The 17,246-nt window shown below is 64.2% G+C and carries 14 protein-coding genes and 2 pseudogenes; 7 read left to right on the top strand and 9 right to left on the bottom strand.

Features of this window, described 5'->3' with window-relative positions:
* Positions 1-3 precede the first annotated feature (3 nt).
* The 7 genes from QTH91_RS07925 to QTH91_RS07895 all read right to left on the bottom strand — a co-directional run bounded on the left by QTH91_RS07925 (position 4) and on the right by QTH91_RS07895 (position 8,121).
* Entirely contained in the window at positions 4-897 is an 894-nt protein-coding gene (locus QTH91_RS07925) for an alpha/beta hydrolase (protein ID WP_286659439.1), read from the bottom strand.
* Positions 898-935: 38 nt separating this feature from the next.
* A complete protein-coding gene (locus QTH91_RS07920; RefSeq protein ID WP_286659438.1) occupies positions 936-2,426 on the bottom strand; it encodes an amidohydrolase family protein in 1,491 nt (496 codons plus the stop codon).
* Positions 2,423-3,346, bottom strand: coding sequence for an alpha/beta fold hydrolase (locus tag QTH91_RS07915; protein WP_286659437.1), 924 nt, complete (start codon positions 3,344-3,346; stop codon positions 2,423-2,425). The genes QTH91_RS07920 and QTH91_RS07915 overlap by 4 nt, the downstream gene beginning before the upstream one ends.
* Before the next feature lie 131 nt (positions 3,347-3,477).
* Entirely contained in the window at positions 3,478-4,461 is a 984-nt protein-coding gene (locus tag QTH91_RS07910) for a tripartite tricarboxylate transporter substrate binding protein (RefSeq protein ID WP_286659436.1), read from the bottom strand.
* Positions 4,458-5,495: an amidohydrolase family protein gene (locus QTH91_RS07905; RefSeq protein WP_286659435.1), complete on the bottom strand. Its 1,038-nt coding sequence runs from the start codon at positions 5,493-5,495 to the stop codon at positions 4,458-4,460. Before QTH91_RS07905 ends, QTH91_RS07910 begins: the two co-directional genes overlap by 4 nt.
* On the bottom strand, positions 5,492-6,481 hold the full coding sequence (locus QTH91_RS07900) for a VOC family protein (protein WP_286659434.1): 990 nt from the start codon (positions 6,479-6,481) through the stop codon (positions 5,492-5,494). Before QTH91_RS07900 ends, QTH91_RS07905 begins: the two co-directional genes overlap by 4 nt.
* Positions 6,478-8,121, bottom strand: coding sequence for an FAD-dependent monooxygenase (locus QTH91_RS07895; RefSeq protein WP_286659433.1), 1,644 nt, complete (start codon positions 8,119-8,121; stop codon positions 6,478-6,480). The genes QTH91_RS07900 and QTH91_RS07895 overlap by 4 nt, the downstream gene beginning before the upstream one ends.
* Before the next feature lie 224 nt (positions 8,122-8,345).
* Here QTH91_RS07895 and QTH91_RS07890 point away from each other — a divergent pair, with 224 nt between their 5' ends.
* A complete protein-coding gene (locus QTH91_RS07890) occupies positions 8,346-9,239 on the top strand; it encodes a LysR family transcriptional regulator (protein WP_286659432.1) in 894 nt (297 codons plus the stop codon).
* A 178-nt stretch (positions 9,240-9,417) separates the two neighbouring features.
* Here the strand turns inward: QTH91_RS07890 and QTH91_RS23145 are convergent.
* Both QTH91_RS23145 and QTH91_RS07885 read right to left on the bottom strand, forming a co-directional pair.
* Positions 9,418-9,588, bottom strand: a pseudogene (locus QTH91_RS23145) (IS3 family transposase); the annotation flags it as partial.
* Positions 9,589-9,659: 71 nt separating this feature from the next.
* Positions 9,660-10,742, bottom strand: a complete 1,083-nt coding sequence (locus QTH91_RS07885) for a LacI family DNA-binding transcriptional regulator (RefSeq protein ID WP_286659431.1) — start codon at positions 10,740-10,742, stop codon at positions 9,660-9,662.
* Between the two features lie 207 nt (positions 10,743-10,949).
* On the opposite strand from QTH91_RS07885, the gene QTH91_RS07880 reads away from it, so the two are divergent.
* The 6 genes and pseudogenes from QTH91_RS07880 to QTH91_RS07855 form a co-directional block, all read left to right on the top strand.
* Positions 10,950-12,365, top strand: a complete 1,416-nt coding sequence (locus QTH91_RS07880; protein ID WP_286659430.1) for an ABC transporter substrate-binding protein — start codon at positions 10,950-10,952, stop codon at positions 12,363-12,365.
* Positions 12,366-12,382: 17 nt separating this feature from the next.
* The gene (locus QTH91_RS07875) at positions 12,383-13,309 is read left to right on the top strand and encodes a carbohydrate ABC transporter permease (protein WP_286659429.1); all 927 of its coding nucleotides are present in this window, start codon (positions 12,383-12,385) and stop codon (positions 13,307-13,309) included.
* Complete coding sequence (locus tag QTH91_RS07870) at positions 13,306-14,157, top strand: carbohydrate ABC transporter permease (RefSeq protein ID WP_286659428.1); 852 nt, start codon at positions 13,306-13,308, stop codon at positions 14,155-14,157. Before QTH91_RS07875 ends, QTH91_RS07870 begins: the two co-directional genes overlap by 4 nt.
* Before the next feature lie 20 nt (positions 14,158-14,177).
* The gene (locus QTH91_RS07865) at positions 14,178-15,209 is read left to right on the top strand and encodes an ABC transporter ATP-binding protein (protein ID WP_286659427.1); all 1,032 of its coding nucleotides are present in this window, start codon (positions 14,178-14,180) and stop codon (positions 15,207-15,209) included.
* A gap of 56 nt (positions 15,210-15,265) precedes the next feature.
* Positions 15,266-16,909, top strand: coding sequence for an arylsulfatase (locus QTH91_RS07860; RefSeq protein ID WP_286659426.1), 1,644 nt, complete (start codon positions 15,266-15,268; stop codon positions 16,907-16,909).
* Between the two features lie 48 nt (positions 16,910-16,957).
* Positions 16,958-17,205 (top strand): annotated as a pseudogene (locus QTH91_RS07855) (IS3 family transposase); the annotation flags it as partial.
* Positions 17,206-17,246: the final 41 nt, after the last annotated feature.

Genomic DNA, 17,246 nt, shown 5'->3' with positions numbered 1-17,246 from the left:
GCGCTAGCGCGGTGGCGCTTGCGCCGCGCACTGCAGCGCGAAGGCCAGTTGCTGCAATTGCAGCGAGCGACCGACGTGGTGGAAGTCCATGCAGTGGCCGGTGCCGGCCACCATGGCGGCGTCCACGCGCGCTGCGGCGCTTAGCGCATGGGCGAAGTCATCGACCTGGCGCCGGCCGCAGATCCACAGGTGGTCAATTTCGGCTTGGCGGTAGTGCACAGGCACGGTGATCCGGCCCAGCACCGACGGTGCACGCGCGCTCCATGTGCTGACGATGTCCACCAGTTCCGCTCTGGGGGCTCCCGTACCGGCCACCTTGGTCGACAACGCCGGCATGCCGGGGTCGAAGCTGCCTTCGGGGCCGAACATGAAGCCGGCCTTGGCCTCGGCCGGGATCTCGACGATGGGCAGGTCGGGCAGCGCTTCCCACATCGGCTGATGCTCGGGTGGCGTGAGCATGCCAACGCCCGAAACGGCCAAGCCGATCAGCGGCAAGCCGCGCGGATCACTGGCGATCGTGGCGGCGATGGCACCGCCGATCGAGTGGCCGATCAGCACCATGCCGCAGGTGCCCTCGCCAAAGTGCGTCCAGGCGTCGTGCAGCGCATGGGTCAACGCCGTCGCTTGCCCGCCGATCGTGCCCTCGGCACCGGGCAGCATAGCGCTGTCGACGTAGCCGGGGCGGTCCGGCGCCACGATCGGAATGCCGTTCGCCTCGGCGCGGTCCAGCAGAGAAGCACCCGGCACATCAAAGTAGGCCGAGGTGTAGGTGCCGCCGTGAATGGCGACGACCAGCGGCGTCTTGGGCTGCAATGGCGCAGCAGGCTTTCGAAAGCGCCCCGACAGTCCGCCGAAGAGCGACGTATTCCGCGTGGCATCGGGCAGGTTGGTATTCATGCGTCTCGTCTCCGTGTTGTTGTTTCAGTGGTCTTCGATCAGGGCAGCGCTGTCGCCTGCAGTCGATGTAGCGCAGGGGCATCGTAGTAGTGGCCTGAGCGCACCACGCCAGCAATGCGATGCAGGTTGGCCACGCTGCCCAGCGGGTTGTCGTCCAGCAGCACCAGGTCGGCGGTGCGGCCAGCTTCCACCGAGCCCAAGTGAGCCTCGCGCCCAAGAAAACGCGCACCGTTGATCGTGGCACTTTGCAGCACCTGCAGCGGCGTGAGGCCAGCGGCTTCGAGCAAGTCGAACTCCTGATGCAGCGAGAAACCGGGCACGACCCAGATCGAGCCGCCGGCGTCGCTGCCCGCCAGCAGCGGAACGCCCGAATCCTGCAGCAGCTTCACGAAGCGCAACTGAAGTGCGAAGAAGCGCCGATACGTGTCTCGATCTACTTGCGAGATGCGCTGGCCGAACTGCGCGCTCAGTTCGCGCCACATCTGCTGCACGGGCACAGGCATGAAGCGCAGGTTGGCATCGCCACGGTATGCGGGATCATCCGCAAGCTCCATGGTTCGCAGGCGGATCAGCGTCGGCGCCTGCCAAGCACCGTCCTTGATCAGCTCGCGGGCCAGTTCGCCGCAGCGCGTGGCATCAAAGCTGTCGATCACGCGGCGCATGTTTGCAAACTGATGCGGCTTCACGTTCATGGCCGGGTTCGCGATCATGCGCGCTATCGCCGCCTGCGCCTGCGGTGTCGAAGGCGGGCCAATCTGCGGCGGCTCAACGTGGGCATGCGCCATGCCATCGCGAATCGCAGGCTCTTCACTCGAGCAGCCCAACAACATCACCTCCATGGGGCCGAGGTGTTCGATCGACCGCATGACGCGAGCCGCCTGGCGCACATCCACATCCATGTTCATGTGGCCGACGTACGGCAAGCCCTGGGCTTGGGCCTCGGCACCAGCGGCGTAGAAATTGGCGCTGCTCAGCCCCACCGTCTTGATGAAGTCGGCGCCGTCGGCTTTCTGTTTTTTCACCTGACCACGTGCGGCATCCGGGGTCGGCGCCAACGCATCGGTCAGGATGGTGCCCGGCATGGCCAGCAGAGCTGGGCTGTCGTCGAACTCCAGCTTCTTCTCTTGACGAGCGCGCAGCAGTTCTGGCGATCCGGACATTTGTCGATAGCCCGTGATGCCATTGGAGAGCATCAGCTTGAGCGAAGGTCTCGGGTCGGGCGCGTTGAGCGGGTGCGCGTGCATGTCGAGATAGCCCGGCACGACGAATCGGCCAGCACCGTCCACGCGAACGATGTCGCTCCCACGTGCGATGCTGGCGGCCGAAGCGATGCGCGCGATCTTTCCGCCTTCGATGAGCAGACTCATTCCGGGCGACAGGTTGCCGGTCTTGACATCCACGACGGTCACACGTTCAAGCACCCATGCGCTCGGGCCGCTCGATGCTGCTGCCGTTGAAATGGCCGGCGCCACACACAACGCAACGCCGAGCCGGCAGACCCATGGGGAGGAGAAAATCAACTTCATCATCTGGCGGTGGGCTTGGAAGTGGGACGAGCATCGCTCTCTCGCATGAAAGCGTCGAGCGCATCGTTGAACTTGTCTGAGACCAACTGTGGGAAGTGATGTGGCGTCGCGATGTCGAGGCGTCGTCCACCGCCCACATCAGCAACGGTGTCACACACGATGTCGAACGCACGGCTCCACCCCGCCGACACCACCAACATCGGCACGCCGGCGGCGCGCAAGGTTTCGAGTTGCCGCCGAAGCGTCTTCCCGGACGGCAGCCGAAGCCGCTTGATGGCATCACCCATGCGTTCGAGTTCTGCAGGGCTTGAGCCGCCGCGAACCTCGGGCGGAATGTTTACCAGGCGGATAAAGCCCTCGATGCGCGCAATGGGCGATGTGCTGAAAACCAACGTGCTCACCATGCGCAACCCAAAGCGCAACACCTCCAGCCGATTCATGGCCAGCGCAGCCATGGCCGGCTCAATCAGCGTCAGCGATCGAACGCGGGACGGATCGCGCATCGCTGCATCCAGCGCCACACAGCCGCCGTAGGAATGGCCCACCAGGTGAGCGCCTTCTCCCGGAAGCAGTTGCGCCACAAGTTCACCGTCCAGCGTGGCATCGTCCGGCCGCCCTGGGTCAGGACTGCGCCCATGCCCCGGACGATCGGGCACGAGCAGTTGCCAGCCACGCTGGGCGAGGCCCTGCTGCCTTGAAAAGTGACTATCGCCGCCCAGCGCGCTGCCTTGTGCACTGCCGTGTACCAACACGACGCAAGGGCCATCGGTTCCCCAGCGCACCAGATGCATCGGTGCTGCCGTCGTCGATTGCGGGTCGTCGCGCTTCACGTCTTGACCTGCATGCGGCGAAGCACCGCCAAAGGTGGACTTGTTGTCATTGTCTGTCTCCTTCTCCATGTTCTCTAGATCCTTCGCCGGCATGCTATGAGGCGGTATTCGTCACAAGAAGATGCAAAATATCGAAGCGCGATCAACGATCGGCATCGCGACAGGCAATACCAATGCAAAAGGCCGCCCGAAGGCGGCCTTTGCAATGCGTGTGCCGTGCAGCGTTAGTCGGCAGTGATGCCGGTAGAGTCGACCAGCGCTTTCCAGCGCTTCATGTCGGCGCGGATCAACGCATCGAGCTGCGCGGGCGAACCGGTGCGCGTCTGCAGCCCGAGTGGCGCCAACTCGGCCTTGACCTCATCGCTGTTCATGACTTCCACAAAGTCCTTGTTCAGGCGCGCGACCAGAGCGGGCGGCGTCTTCGCCGGCGCCAGTACGGCGTACCAGGCATCGATGACGTCCATACCCTTGTCGCCCTGCTCACGGAAGGTTGGCACGTCCGGCAGCAGGCTGCTGCGCTGCTCGCCGGTAACGGCCAACAGGCGGACCTTGCCCGCCTGCGCGTAGGACCGCACCGAAGGCACGGAGGCGAACATCAGGTCGACGTGCCCGCCCATGAGGTCAGTCAAAGCGCCTGAAATTCCTTTGTAGGGCACATGGAGGAACGACACGCCCTGGTTGGCCTTGAAGAGTTCCATCGCCAGGTGGTGCGGTGTGCCATTGCCGGGCGTGCCGTAGTTCAGCTTGCCGGGGTTGGCCTTTCCATAGGCAATCAGCGAGCGCAGATCCTTGACCGGTACGGCCGGGTTGACCGCCAGCGTGAAGTTCGCTTGTGCGAGTTCGGCCACCGGCGCGAAGTCACGCAACGGATCGTAGGGCAGGCTCTTGTAGATCGCCGGCGTGATGGTGTGGGTGTTGATGGCCATCAGCAACGTGTAGCCGTCGCCGGCGGCCTTGGCGACCTGACTCGTGCCCAGGTTGCCGCTGGCACCCGGACGGTTTTCAACCACCACAGGCTGGCCCCAGCGCGCCGAAAGCTTGGGGCCGACGATGCGCGCGATCGTGTCGCTGCCGCTGCTGGGCGTGAACGGCACGATCAGCGTGACCGCACGCGAAGGGAATGGTGCGTCTTGCGCCAGCACCGCGGGCGCGGCGGCAACGACAGCGCAGCCAAGCGCGAGGCTGCGAAAAATGCGGGGGGTGTTCATCGGGGGCTCCTGACTGATGCGGGCTCGAGCTTGAGCAGCCGCTCGGCGTTCTTGTGCGCGACCTTGGCGCGGTCGCTTTCGGCGATGGGCAATTGCGAGAACCAGCGCACCGCCTCGGCATTGGATTCGAATGGATAGTCAACCGAAAAGAGAATGTTGTCCCATCCGACGATACTGGCCGTGCACATCAACTCGGGAGTCGAGAAGACACCCGATGTGGTCACGGCGAAATGCTCGATGAACGTGTTTCGCACCGACTTTTTCAGATGCGGCGCCTTCGGCGAGAGCCGTCCGTCGGCCCGCCACAAGGCAAAGGGGAGCAACTCGCCCATGTGCCCGATGACCATGCGCAGACGCGGAAATCGATCGAACACGCCCGACAAGATGAGCCGCAGCACGTGCGTGGCCGTCTCGACCGCATAGCCCCACGCCGCGAATCCCAGTTGCGGGTAGTCCTTGTAGTAGGCATCGAACACTTGCGGATGCGGATTGGACGGGTGCAGGTAGATGGGGACGTCCAGCGCTTGCGCTGCTTCGAAGATGGGCCAGAAGCGCTCGTCGTCCAAGTAGGCGCCGCGTGTATGTCCGTTGATCATGGCGCCCTTGAAACCCAGTCGCTGCACGGTCCGCTCCAGTTCGGCCACTGCAGCCTGCGGCGCACCGGTGGACAAGGTGGCAAAGGCAGCGAACCGCTTCGGGTGCCGGGCCACGGCTTCAGCCAGGTAGTCGTTGGCAGCGCTTGCCAAGGCCGCCGCCTGAGCGGCGTCCTCGATCTCCTGCGCACCGGGCTTGGTGTGCGAAAGCACCTGCAGGTCGATGCCCGCACGATCCATCTCGACGATGCGCATGTCGCCCACCTCGTCCAGGCCCGGCACACGGGAAGGTGCGAGCAGTGCGCGGTCGGTGGCGTCGTAGGTGGCCAGCAGTCCGTCGTAGATGAAGTGCTCTTCCAGTGCGATCAGGCGCACGGGCGGCGGCACGTAGACCTTTGTCAGTTGCGGACCGGCTGCGCTCGGTGTTGTTGGGTCGCTCATGTTGCCTCCTTGGCGCGCTGTGCTTTCGTCGTGGCCGCGGGCAGCGGCTGTTCGTGGTTGATGATGAAGTCCTCAGGCACCGGCGGCCCCCAGACGTAAAGCGAGTCTTCCGGCGGATGGTCGGACGCCGGCCACTCCACGTCGTGCGCGATGTAGTCGATGTCGAAGGAGAACTCGGCAAAGCTCCCCCAAGGATCGCGCACATAGTGAAAGTAGTTGGAGCCCAGCACATGCCGCCCCAGTCCCCAGCCGCGGTCGTAGCCGGCAGCACGCATCTGCTCGGCGCCGCTCCCGACGTCGTCGATGCTGCCCACGTCCCAGCTCGAATGGTGCAGCCCTGGCGCGTGCGACTTGGCAAAGGCCACCAGGTGGTGGTCGCTGCCGTGCGCCCCGTGCAAGAAGGCGATGATGTCTTGCGAGCGATCCGACAGCCTCAGGCCGAGGATCTCGCTGCAAAAGCGCGTCATGCGCGGAACGTCAGGGCTGAAGAACAGCACATGTGACAAGGCGCGCGGCCGCACCTGTCGCACCTGGCTGCGCGCCGGTGCAGCGCCCTGCCCGACCGCCACCCTCAATCGAGATGCTGGGCGACTCTTGGCGCCAGGTGAAACCTTGGGCGCCACGATCAATTGCAGCGGCGTGCCATCAGGGTTGCGCAGCCAAAGTCCCTTGCCATCCGACAACGGGTGTGGCGCGCATCCAAGACCATGGCGATCGATGCGGTCGCGAAATGCTTCCTCATCCTCGGCGTGGATACCGAAGCTGACGAACTCCAATCGCTTGGATGCGCCTCCCGCATGCACCGAGGCCCAGCAATGCGGATGCCCATCGGTGTAGAGATCCAGTCTCTCGCCAACCTGGCGCGGCGCAAGACCGAAGGCCTCATAGAAGTGCCGCGCCTGGGCAAGATCTGGAACGGAAAACACGAAGCGATGCACCGAGTGCACGCCAATGGCGCCCGTGCGGCGAATGGATTCTTCCTTCATGCGGATACCTCCGGCGTCGGCGTGCGACCACTGATTCGCTGCAACAGCGATTGCCCATCGGAAGGCCACGCATCGCCGCGCCAGGCAACGTGCTGATCGGGCCGTACGAGCGTGTAGCGTGCGGGGTAGAGGCTGGCCATGGCGCCTTCCTGCGGTTGCAGCACCGTGAGCGGGAGCGCGCAGGCGACTGCGTCGGCACGGGCAGCATCGAGCGCCTGTGCGTCGGCGTCCGGGCCGGCTACCAGTGAGAAGCCGCTGCCGAAGTGGTCGTACAGCGAGCTTCCGTCGTGCCGCCAGGCATGTGGCGCCAGGCTGCCAGGACGCGAACTGGGCACGTAGTTGATGAAGTCCGTCGGCGGTGCCGGGGTGCCGTCGGACACGATCACCGGCGAAGCTTCGTAGCGGTAGCCCAACACCACGCCCAGCGTCATGAATTCGCGCATCTTGCTCTGGCCGATGCGCTCGCCGATCTCGCGGCGCACCGCTTCACCACGTTCGCCTTCGTCCTCCAAACCTTCGGCCGCCAGTTGATTGCCCAGGATCGCGTGGTTGGCCTCGGCCTCGCCCATCACCCATTCGTGCACGGGGCGGCGTTCGGCCTCGTAGCTATCGAGCAATGCCGGACCGCCCCAACCCTGGAGCACGGCTGCCAGCTTCCAGCCCAAGTCGACACCATCCGCGACTCCCATATTCATGCCATAGCCGCCGAAAGGCGGATGCAGGTGGCACGCGTCGCCCGCCAGGAAGACCCGTTGGTCGCGATAGCGGTTGGCGATCAGGCGGCTGGCCACCCACTCGTCGCTGCTGAGCACCTCGTAGGGAAGGTCGATGCCCGTGGCGCGGCGGATCAACGCAGGCGCGTCCAGGTCCGCCAGCCGCACGCCTTCCTGCACGCGCGTCGGCATGAAGAACCAGGTGTCGCCGCGGTCCATCGGGCCGATCAGACTGGGCATGTCACCATTGACTTGCCAGTACATGATGGCCGGTCCGTGCGGATGGGCCTGTGCCAGGCCGGGGGCTCGAAAGACGATGTTGTAGTTGCGCGAAAGGCCGTACTTGCCTTCCATCTGAACGCCGATCAGTTCGCGCACCGTGCTGCGCGCGCCGTCAGCGCCCACCAGGTATTCGGCGTCCACGCTGAAGTCGCTTCCGCTCGTTCTGTCGTGAAGTTGCGCGCGCACGCCTTGGCCATCCTGCTCCAATGCGCGTAGTTCGCAGTTGAAGCGCAGTTCAACGCCTGGCAGCGACTGCGCATGCGCGCGCATCACCTCTTCCACCGTGTACTGCGGAACCCATTGCGCGTGCTCGGAATACAGCGGGTTGCGGCCGGGCGCGCAGTACATCGCGTTCTCGAAGCGCGCCAGTTCCTTGCCGACCAAGCGTGTGACGAAGACGACATTGGACGGATAGTGGACGCCCAAAGGCGAAGCCGCACGCAACCGATCGGCAATGCCCCATCGGCGCAGATGCTCACGGGTGCGCACGTTGGTCGTCTTGGCGCGCGGCGCATAGCCGACCCGGTCGTTGCGTTCGATCAAGAGGCAGGGCACGCCGCGATGGCCCAATTCGATCGCCAAGGCCAGGCCCACGGGCCCGGCGCCGACGATCAGCACCTGACGGCGTGCTGTCGGTTCGATCATGGATGTCTCTCTCGCTTTTTTTCCTGAATGGGTCGCATCCTAGGAAGCGCCGGCTGATCGCCAAAGATGCCGAAATTGCGCCATCGATGCCTGCAACGCATCGCCGAAAAAGCGCGTGATCCAAGACCTGGGAAAACCCCGGGACGGGTTTGCCCCGTCGTCCGAGCGATTCAAATCTCGAACAATTTGCCCAATTTTGCAAATGAAATGAATCACGATCGACCATGAAACTCAACACCGTGCGCGACTTCCTGGCTGTGGCCGAACGCGGCAGCATGCGTGCCGCCGCGCGGCAGCTAAGCCTGGCACAGCCCGCCATGACGCGCAGCATTCAAGAGCTGGAAAAGGAGTTGGGGGTAGAACTCTTCGAGCGGCGTGCGCGCGGCGTGGCCCTCACGCCCATGGGCGAAGTGTTCCTGCGGCGCGCCCAGGCATTGCGCGCTGAGATGCGTCGAGCGCAAGAAGAGATGGACCAGCTCAAAGGTGAACGCCATGGGCACCTGCGCATCTGCCTGTCGAGCGGAGCGCACATGGCCCTGCTGCCCAACGCACTGCGGCCGTTTCGCCAGCGCTTTCCAAACGTGGCGCTTGAATTCATTGACGCCGTGCTGCCTCGCGTGGAACGTGACTTGACCGACGGCACGCTGGACGTCTACATCGGCCCTTCGTATGACGAAGTACAAGGTGAACTGATTTCAGAGCGCCTGTTCGACAACGAACGGATCGTGCTCGCACGCAAGGGTCACCCGCTTGCCGGCGCCCGTTCGCTGGCCGAACTGGTGGACGCGGAATGGGTGACGACTTCGGTTACCCATCGTGCCGAAGACGAGATCGTTCCGCTGTTCACCGAGCGCGGCCTGGCGCCGCCCAAGATCGTGGTGCAGGGCCATTCCGCACTGACCTTCTTCTTCATGATTGCGTACTCGGACCTACTCATGATGCTGCCCGTTCAGTGGGAGCGTTCGCCGCCGTTTGCCGGCTTGCTCACGCGCATCGACATCGGAGAACGCTTGCTGGCGCCACCGATTTCGATCGTGCGCCGTGCTGCACTGCCACTGACTCCTGCGGGGGAGTACTTCTGCGACATGGTGCGGCGGGCCGCTCTGCACCGCGTGTGAGTTACGGCGAATCAGGCACCACCTACAGCTGCTGATTTGACGTCCAAGTTGATTGAGCGGATGGCGGTATGAATCGCCCGAGATTCGCGGAGGCTGTTTGGCTTGAGTCAGAGTAGAGCCCGTTGATGGTCTCGGCCAAGGCGTTGTCATAGCTGTCGCCGTTGCTGCCCTCTGACGGCTCCTCAGAATACTTGGGCTGCGAACGAGCATAGTCCTTTGGAAGATCGAGTCGACGCTCGTACTCCCGTTACCAACCCTCGAGCGCGTTTTTGGTCGGGTACCCCAATTGACGAATGGTCGCCCTGATGCGTTTGCCGACCGCTTGAACCCTGTCTTCGTATGAATATATGAACTACCTCCTGGCAGTCCAAGTTTTCGCCCACACCCCCCGATTGGGTCGGGCCAACGCAATCGTGCGTGCTACGGTTGGTATTTGCGCTTCGGGTTAGGAGGCGCTGTGCTGCCCCGATGCACGATTTCGATCGGGAAGGACTGGAACAACTCGCAAGGCCGGTCTTCCAGCCTGGCGATGATCTGCGCTGCGGCCGCATCGCCGATCTCGACGATTGGGGTGCGAATGCTGGTCAGCCCCGGCGATTGCGTTGCACCCAGGTCGGTATTGTCGACACCGGTGATCGAAATGTCCTCGGGAATGCGCACGCCAGCAGCGCGGCAGGCGAGCATCGCGCCAACGGCGAACACGTCATTGGTGGCGACCAAAGCGGTCGGGGGCTCAGGTTGATCGAGGATGCGCGTCATCGCCTCTTGCGCCGATTGCAGTGAGATCGGTGCGTACTGAACGCAGCCTTCGTCGAGCTTCAGGCCGGCTTCGACCAAGGCTGCACGCAACCCTGCCCCGCGCGCGCGGGCCCGGTCGTTGCCGGCCACGGGCGCGCTGAGCAAACCGAAGCGACGGTGTCCGAGCTCGATCAGGTGGCGCGCCATGGCGTGCGTAGCCGCCTCGTTGTCGAAGCCGACACTGGGGTGGCGACACATCGGATCGACGCCCCAGGTCAGCACATAGGGGCGTCCGTAGTCCTCAAGCAGCGCAAACAGCGTAGGGTCATGGTCGAGGCCGACAAAGACAAAGGCGTCCACGCCGTGCTGTGCCAGTTGCGAGGCCACGCGCAGTTCGGCGCCGGGGTCGTAGTGCGTCTCGGCAAGGACCAGTGAATAGCCACGCGCATCGAGGCGCTGCTGCAGCGCACTCGTGGTGCGCGCATATAGCGCGTAGTCGAACGAAGGCACCACCGCACCCACCATCTTGCTACGCTGGCTGCGCAGCGAGCGCGCTGCGCCATGCGGCATGTAGCGCAACTTGGCGACGGCGTCGAGCACGCGCTGGCGCGTGACGGGGTCGACGCTCTCGGGGTTGTTCAGGGCGCGCGAGACGGTAGCGGTGGAGACACCGGCCAGTTGCGCCACGTCCTTGGCGCCGGTTCGTGGACGGCCCTCGCGCGAGTTGGCAGCCTCGGGCGCTGGAGTGGATTCCGGAGGATGCATGCAGCGATTCTAGGTGGGTTTCTCGCCTGCAATCGATTTCAACTACGACCGTGCATTCCGGGGGAAAACACCACCTCTTAATTGCTGACAAGCCTGAACATGGCTGCTAAATTGCTTGTGCAATCGATTACATCGTCGCTGCATTCAGCGGTCGCGGCAGCACTTCGGTGCACGCCTTCCATTTCCCAAAGAGACTGGAGACACACCTTGCGCCAACCACCCGCTTCACCCGACATTGCCCAACCCGGCCGCCGCTTGGCCATACAGAAGGCCGCTGTCCTGAGCGCGGCCGCCGTCGCTTCGCCGTGGCTGCTCAGCCCGGCACGCGCACAGGGGGCCGACCTCGCGCCCTACCAGGCCGCCAAGATCAACTGGCGCCAGGCCGAGGGCGAGTCGATCACCGTGGCCGTGATCCCTGCCAGCTACTTCAACAACCTCGAAACGCTCGTGCCGCAGTTCGAGGCGCTCACCGGCATCAAGGTGCGCATCGAGAAAGTGCCGCCCGGTCAGATCCGGCAGAAGGCCACGCTGGATCTTTCGGCCAAGACCGGCACCTACGCCACGCATGCTGCGGATCCCATGTACTACCCGCTGTACGTGGCCAACAAGTGGGTGGCGCCGCTGGACCAGTTCCTGAACGACAAGACGCTGACCGATCCCGACTGGTTCAAGTACGACGACATTCTCAAGGCGTGGCGCGAAGCCGATTCGGTGGATGGCAAGCCCTACGGCATTCCCTACGACGGCGAGGTGACGGTGCAGGTCTATCGCAAGGACTTGTACGAGGCCAAAGGCCTCAAGCCGGCAAGCACCTTGGATGAATTGGTCGCCAATGCGAAGGCACTGAACGACCCCGCCAACAGGATGTACGGCCTGGCGCTGCGCGGCTTTGCCGGCGCCGGGCAGAACATGTATGTCTACCCTTCGCTGCTGCACGGCTTTGGCGGAAAGTGGTTCAAGGGCAAGGCCATCGACGTGAATTCGCCCGAGGCCGTGGCCGCACTGCAGTGGTACGTGGAGACGCTCACGCAGTACGCCCCGCCAGCAGTTCGCAACTGGAACTGGCCCGACATTGCCGACGCGTTCTCCCAGGGCACTCTGGGCTGCTACATCGACGCGCATTCGTCCGCAGCCGTCATCACCAACCCCGAGAAGTCCAAGGTGGTCGGCAAGATCGCCTATGCGCGCTGGCCCAAGGGGCCCAAGGACAAGTGCGTCAGCTCGATCTGGAACTGGGGCTTCCCCATCAATGCCGCTCTGGGCGACAAGGCAAAGAAGGCCACGTGGCTCTTCATCAGTTGGGCGGCGTCGGCCGAGACACAGGCGCGAACGTCCTGGAAGTTCAACGGGCCCGCACAGCGCTCGGGCATCAATCGCACGTCGCTCTGGCGCTCCAAGGAATTCGCAGACGCCATGAAGGGCGCCGGCGACAACTTCATCAACGCTGCGCTGGAGTCGCTCGAACAGGACACCGACGTCGAATGGCGCCCGCGCGTGCCGCAGTGGCCTGCCATCGGCGAGACCATGGCGACCGGCATCCAGGCGGCGCTGGTCGGACAGAAGAAGCCCAAGGAGGCGCTCGACGAGGCGCAAGCCCGCATCGCCGAAATCATGAAGGGCTGAACTCAGTGCAGACGGCCATGGCTCCCCTGCCCGCGACCGCCTCGCCAACTCGGGCAGGCACCAGCGCGCGCACGCTGGCCGTGCAGGAGCGGAGATTCGCGCTGTCCTTGCTCGCGCCGGCGCTTGTGCTTCTCCTGCTGGTGACCACAGTGCCGCTGGTCTACCTCGCATGGAACAGCACGCAGCGCATCAATCTCGGCATGCCGTGGATGTCGGGTTTCGCCGGCCTGGACAACTATGCGCGCATGGGCAGCGACCCGCGCTTCTGGAATTCGCTGTGGCTCACGCTGGTCTACACGGCCAGCACGGTGGTGCTTCAGGTGCTGATCGGCTTGTCGCTGGCCCTCCTGGTCCTGCAGATTCCGAAGGGACAGGGTGTGCTGCGCATCGGCGCGATCCTGCCGATCGTGCTGGCACCTGTGGTGGTGGGCCTGTTCTGGCGCACCCTCGTCCTGGCGCCCGATTTCGGCCTGGTGGATGTCGCAACCCGCGCGCTCGGGTTGGGCAGCCACAACTGGCTGGGCGACCCGCAACTGGCGCTGATTGCCACCATCGCCATCCACACGTGGCAATGGACACCCTTTGCCTTCCTGGTGTTGCTGGCTACGCTCTCGACATTGCCGGCCGACATCTACGAAGCGGCTCGACTGGATCGAGCCGGCCCCTGGCAGCGCTTCTTCTACATCACGCTGCCGCTGATCCGGCCGGCGGTGGTCATGGTGCTGATCATGCGCATGATGACCGCGCTTTCGGCATTTGCCGCGATCTATGCTGCCACCGGTGGCGGCCCAGGGTCGGCAACAGAGATCCTCAACCTCTATGCCTACCGCACGTCGTTCACCGAGTTGAACATCGGCTACGGTTCCTCCCTGGCGATGGTGCTGCTGGGCATCACGCTGGCGGTGTCGTACTTCATGTTCCGGCTGAGAAAGGGCCGCTCATGAATACGCGCGAAAGCCGGGACGCGCTTCGACGTGCCGCGCTGTGGGTGGTGGCGCTGTTGTTGCTCGCGGTATGGGCGTTTCCGGTGCTTTGGGGGCTGCTCACCTCGTTCAAGACCGAGCGCGACGTGCTGGCCTACCCGCCCAAGGTGTTCTTCACGCCCACGCTGGACAACTATCGGGAGGTGCTGTTCGGCGCGTCCTCGATCGTCGCCAACCTGTGGTCGAGCATGGTGCTCTCGGCCTGGACCACGATCCTGACGATGCTGTTCGCGGTACCTGCGGCCTATGCGCTGGCGCGCCTGCGCTTTCCGGGCAAGCGCGCTTCAGGCTTCTATGTCCTGGCCACGCAGATGCTCCCGCCGGTCGGCCTGATCATCCCGTTCTACCTGGTGCTCCAGAAGGTGGGCGGCCTCGACAGCTACAGCGGCCTCACCGCGATCTACCTGACCTTCTCGCTGCCGTTCGCGGTCTGGCTGATGGTGTCGTACTTCGAGGACATTCCCTTCGAGATGGAAGAGGCCGCCCTGCTCGACAGGGCCGGGCGCCTGCGCACGTTGTGGTATGTGATCCTGCCGCAGGTGCGCGGGGGCATCGCGGTGACGACCATCTTCGTCTTTCTCAATGCCTGGAACGAATTCCTCTTCGCCGTGGTGCTGGGAGGCAACCAGGTGCGGCCAGTGACGGTCGCCATGTACAACTTCATTTCGCTGGAGCAGACCCAGTGGGCGCGCCTTGCGGCGGCGGCCATGCTGGCCATGGCGCCGGTGATCCTGATCGGGCTGTTCGCGCAGCGTCACATCGTCAAGGGGCTCACGTTGGGCGCCGTCAAGGGAGGGGGTCGTCGATGAGCCGTCAAGGAAGCGTCCGCATGAAGGGCGTCGTCAAGAAGCATGGCAGCTTCACTGCCTTGCATGGCATGGACCTGAACATCGAGCCTGGCGAGTTCTTCGCGCTGCTCGGCCCGTCCGGCTCGGGCAAGACCACCACGCTGCGGATCCTGGCGGGCCTGGAAGAAGTCAACGCCGGCAATGTCTGGCTCGACGATGTCGACGTCACCCATCAGCAACCCGGCGAGCGCGACGTGGCCATGGTGTTTCAGAGCTACGCGCTGTACCCGCATATGACAGTTGGCCAGAACATCGGCTTTCCGTTGAAGATGATCGGCATGCCCGCGTCTCAGATCGAGGTGGCGGTCAAGGAATCTGCCGCAAAGGTCGACATCGGACACCTGCTCGATCGACGGCCCGGCCAGCTCTCCGGCGGCCAGCAGCAGCGCTGCGCGCTCGCGCGCGCCATCGTGCGCAAGCCCAGGCTGTTCCTGCTGGACGAGCCGCTGTCCAACCTGGACGCGAAGCTGCGCGTGGAGACGCGGCTCGAGTTGCGGCGCTTGCAGCGCTCGCTGGGCGTCACCGCTGTCTACGTCACGCACGACCAGGAAGAAGCGATGACGGTGGCTGACCGCGTGGCCGTGTTCATGGAAGGCCGTCTCATGCAGATCGGCACGCCCAAGGAGATCTTCCTGCGTCCCGCGACCGTGGCCGTGGCCGGCTTCATCGGCACGCCGCCGATGAATCTGCTGGATGCACATCTGTCAGGCTCGCAGGTTTCGGTCGGCAATGCCGTATTGCCGGTCGCCGGTGGCGTCACTGGCGAACGCGACATCACGCTGGGGGTACGTCCGGGCGACCTGCGGCTGGCCGACCACGGCATCGGGGCGCAGGTTGAGTACGTGGAGGATCTGGGCGACAGCTTGGTCGTCAACCTGCGTATCGGCGACCGGCGCGTCAAGCTGAAGAAGGATCCCAGCGGGCCGGCACTGGCCGAAGGCCAGCCGGTTCACCTGAGCTTCGCGCCCGATACGGCGCACCTGTTCGACCGCGCGAGCGGCGAGCGGATCTGACTATCGTCGGCCGCCGCTTCCCTCGCCCATTCAGCCATTCCTTTCGCGAGCCACTCATGAGCACCTCCGCCAAGAAGCCCAACGTCCTGCTGATCCTGAACGACGACATGGGCTATTCCGACATCGGCTGCTACGGCGGCGAAGTCATGACACCCAACCTCGACCGCCTGGCCGAGCATGGCCTGCGCTTCTCGCAGTTCTACAACACGGCGCGGTGCAGTCCCTCGCGCGCATCGCTGCTCACCGGATTGCATCCGCACCAGACCGGCATCGGCATCCTGACCTACGACTTCGGGCCGGAAGGCTACGCCGGCAACCTCAATCGCCGCTGCGTGACGATTCCGGAAGCACTGAAGGCCAGTGGTTACCGCTCCTACATGAGTGGCAAGTGGCATGTGGCCAGCAACCTGACCGAGCCGACAGACGCCTGGCCGATGCAGCGTGGCTTCGACGAGTTCTTCGGCACCATCATCGGAGCCGGCAGCTTCTACGATCCGAACACACTCACGCGCGGCAATACAAACGTCGAGCATGAGGCTTCGGCGGACGAGAGCTGGTTCTACACCGACGCAATCAGCGACGAGGCCGCGCAATTCGTGCGCCAGCACGCCAGCGAGCATCCCGACAAGCCGTTCTTCCAATACGTGGCGTACACCGCGCCGCACTGGCCGCTGCACGCGCATGACGAGGACATCGCCAAGTACAAGGGCCGGTTCGACGCGGGCTGGGACGAACTGCGCACCGCACGCCTGGCCCGGCTGGTCGAATCGGGAATCCTGAAGGACATCTGGCCACTGACGGATCGCGACGAGACCCAACCCCCCTGGACCGAGGCGGATCACAAGGCGTGGCTGTTGCGTTGCATGGAGGTGTATGCGGCTCAGATTGACCGGATGGACCAGGGCATCGGCCGCATCCTCAAGGCACTGGAGGAAACCGATCAGTTGGACAACACCCTCGTCATCTTCCTGGCCGACAACGGCGCCTGCGCCGAGGACATTCCGGAGCATGTGACCGTGGACGAACTGGTCCACAAGCTTCGCATCGCCAAGTCGCACACCCGCAAGGGAGAGCCAGTGCACTTCGGCAACAACCCGCAACTGATGCCCGGGCCGGAGAACACCTACCAAAGCTACGGCACCGCATGGGCCAACCTCTCGAACGCTCCGTTTCGGCTCTACAAGCACTGGATCCACGAAGGGGGCATCTCAACGCCGCTGATCATGCACTGGCCGAAGGGCATTGCCCACCGAGGTGAAGTTCGGCACTCGCCGGGCTATCTGCCGGACATCATGGCCACCATCCTGGACATCACCGCGACCCACTATCCCGAGCACGCCGATGGCCAGCCGATAGACCCGCTCGAAGGCCACAGCCTTCAGCCTGCCTTTGCAGGCGATGCAATGGATCGCCCGCCCATGTTCTGGGAACACGAGGGCAATGCCGCGGTGCGCATCGGACAGTGGAAGCTGGTGCGCAAGTTCCCCGGCGAGTGGGAGCTCTACGACATGGAAGCCGATCGTACCGAACTCAACAACCTGGCCGCACAGCACACAGAGCGCGTTGCGGACATGAAGGCCCGGTACGAGGCATGGGCGAAGCGCTGTGGCGTGATACCGCGCGAGAAGATCCTGGAATTGATGCGCCAGCAGAAGTCACCGCCGGCATTCTGGGAGGAAGATGTGGCAAAGGAGCAGTGAATCGCCCCCAAGCTTCGAGGCGGCTCAACACTCTGAGAGGATTGAGCCATTAGCAAGTCGAACAAGTTCTTGCCCGAGGTACGTGAGCGCGCGGTGAGGATGATGCAGGAGCACCGGGGGAATACCCGTCGCTGTGGGCGGCCATCGAGTCCATTGCGCCGAAGATTGGATGCGTTCCGCAGACCTACCTTGTACGAATGGGTCAAGCGTGCCCCCAGGTCGACACTGGCGTGCGTGAAGGCATTACGAGCAGCGAGGTCCTGCGGATGAAGGGGCTGGAAGAGCGCCCACATGAAAAAAGCCTGCTAGCGTTGCGCTAGCAGGCTTTCTTTGTGGT

The organism is Variovorax dokdonensis (assembly GCF_030316895.1).
In the GTDB taxonomy this organism is placed as follows: Bacteria; Pseudomonadota; Gammaproteobacteria; order Burkholderiales; family Burkholderiaceae_C; genus Variovorax; species Variovorax dokdonensis.
Note: the sequence above shows the minus strand (reverse complement) of the source record. Positions and strands in the feature narration are given on the sequence as shown.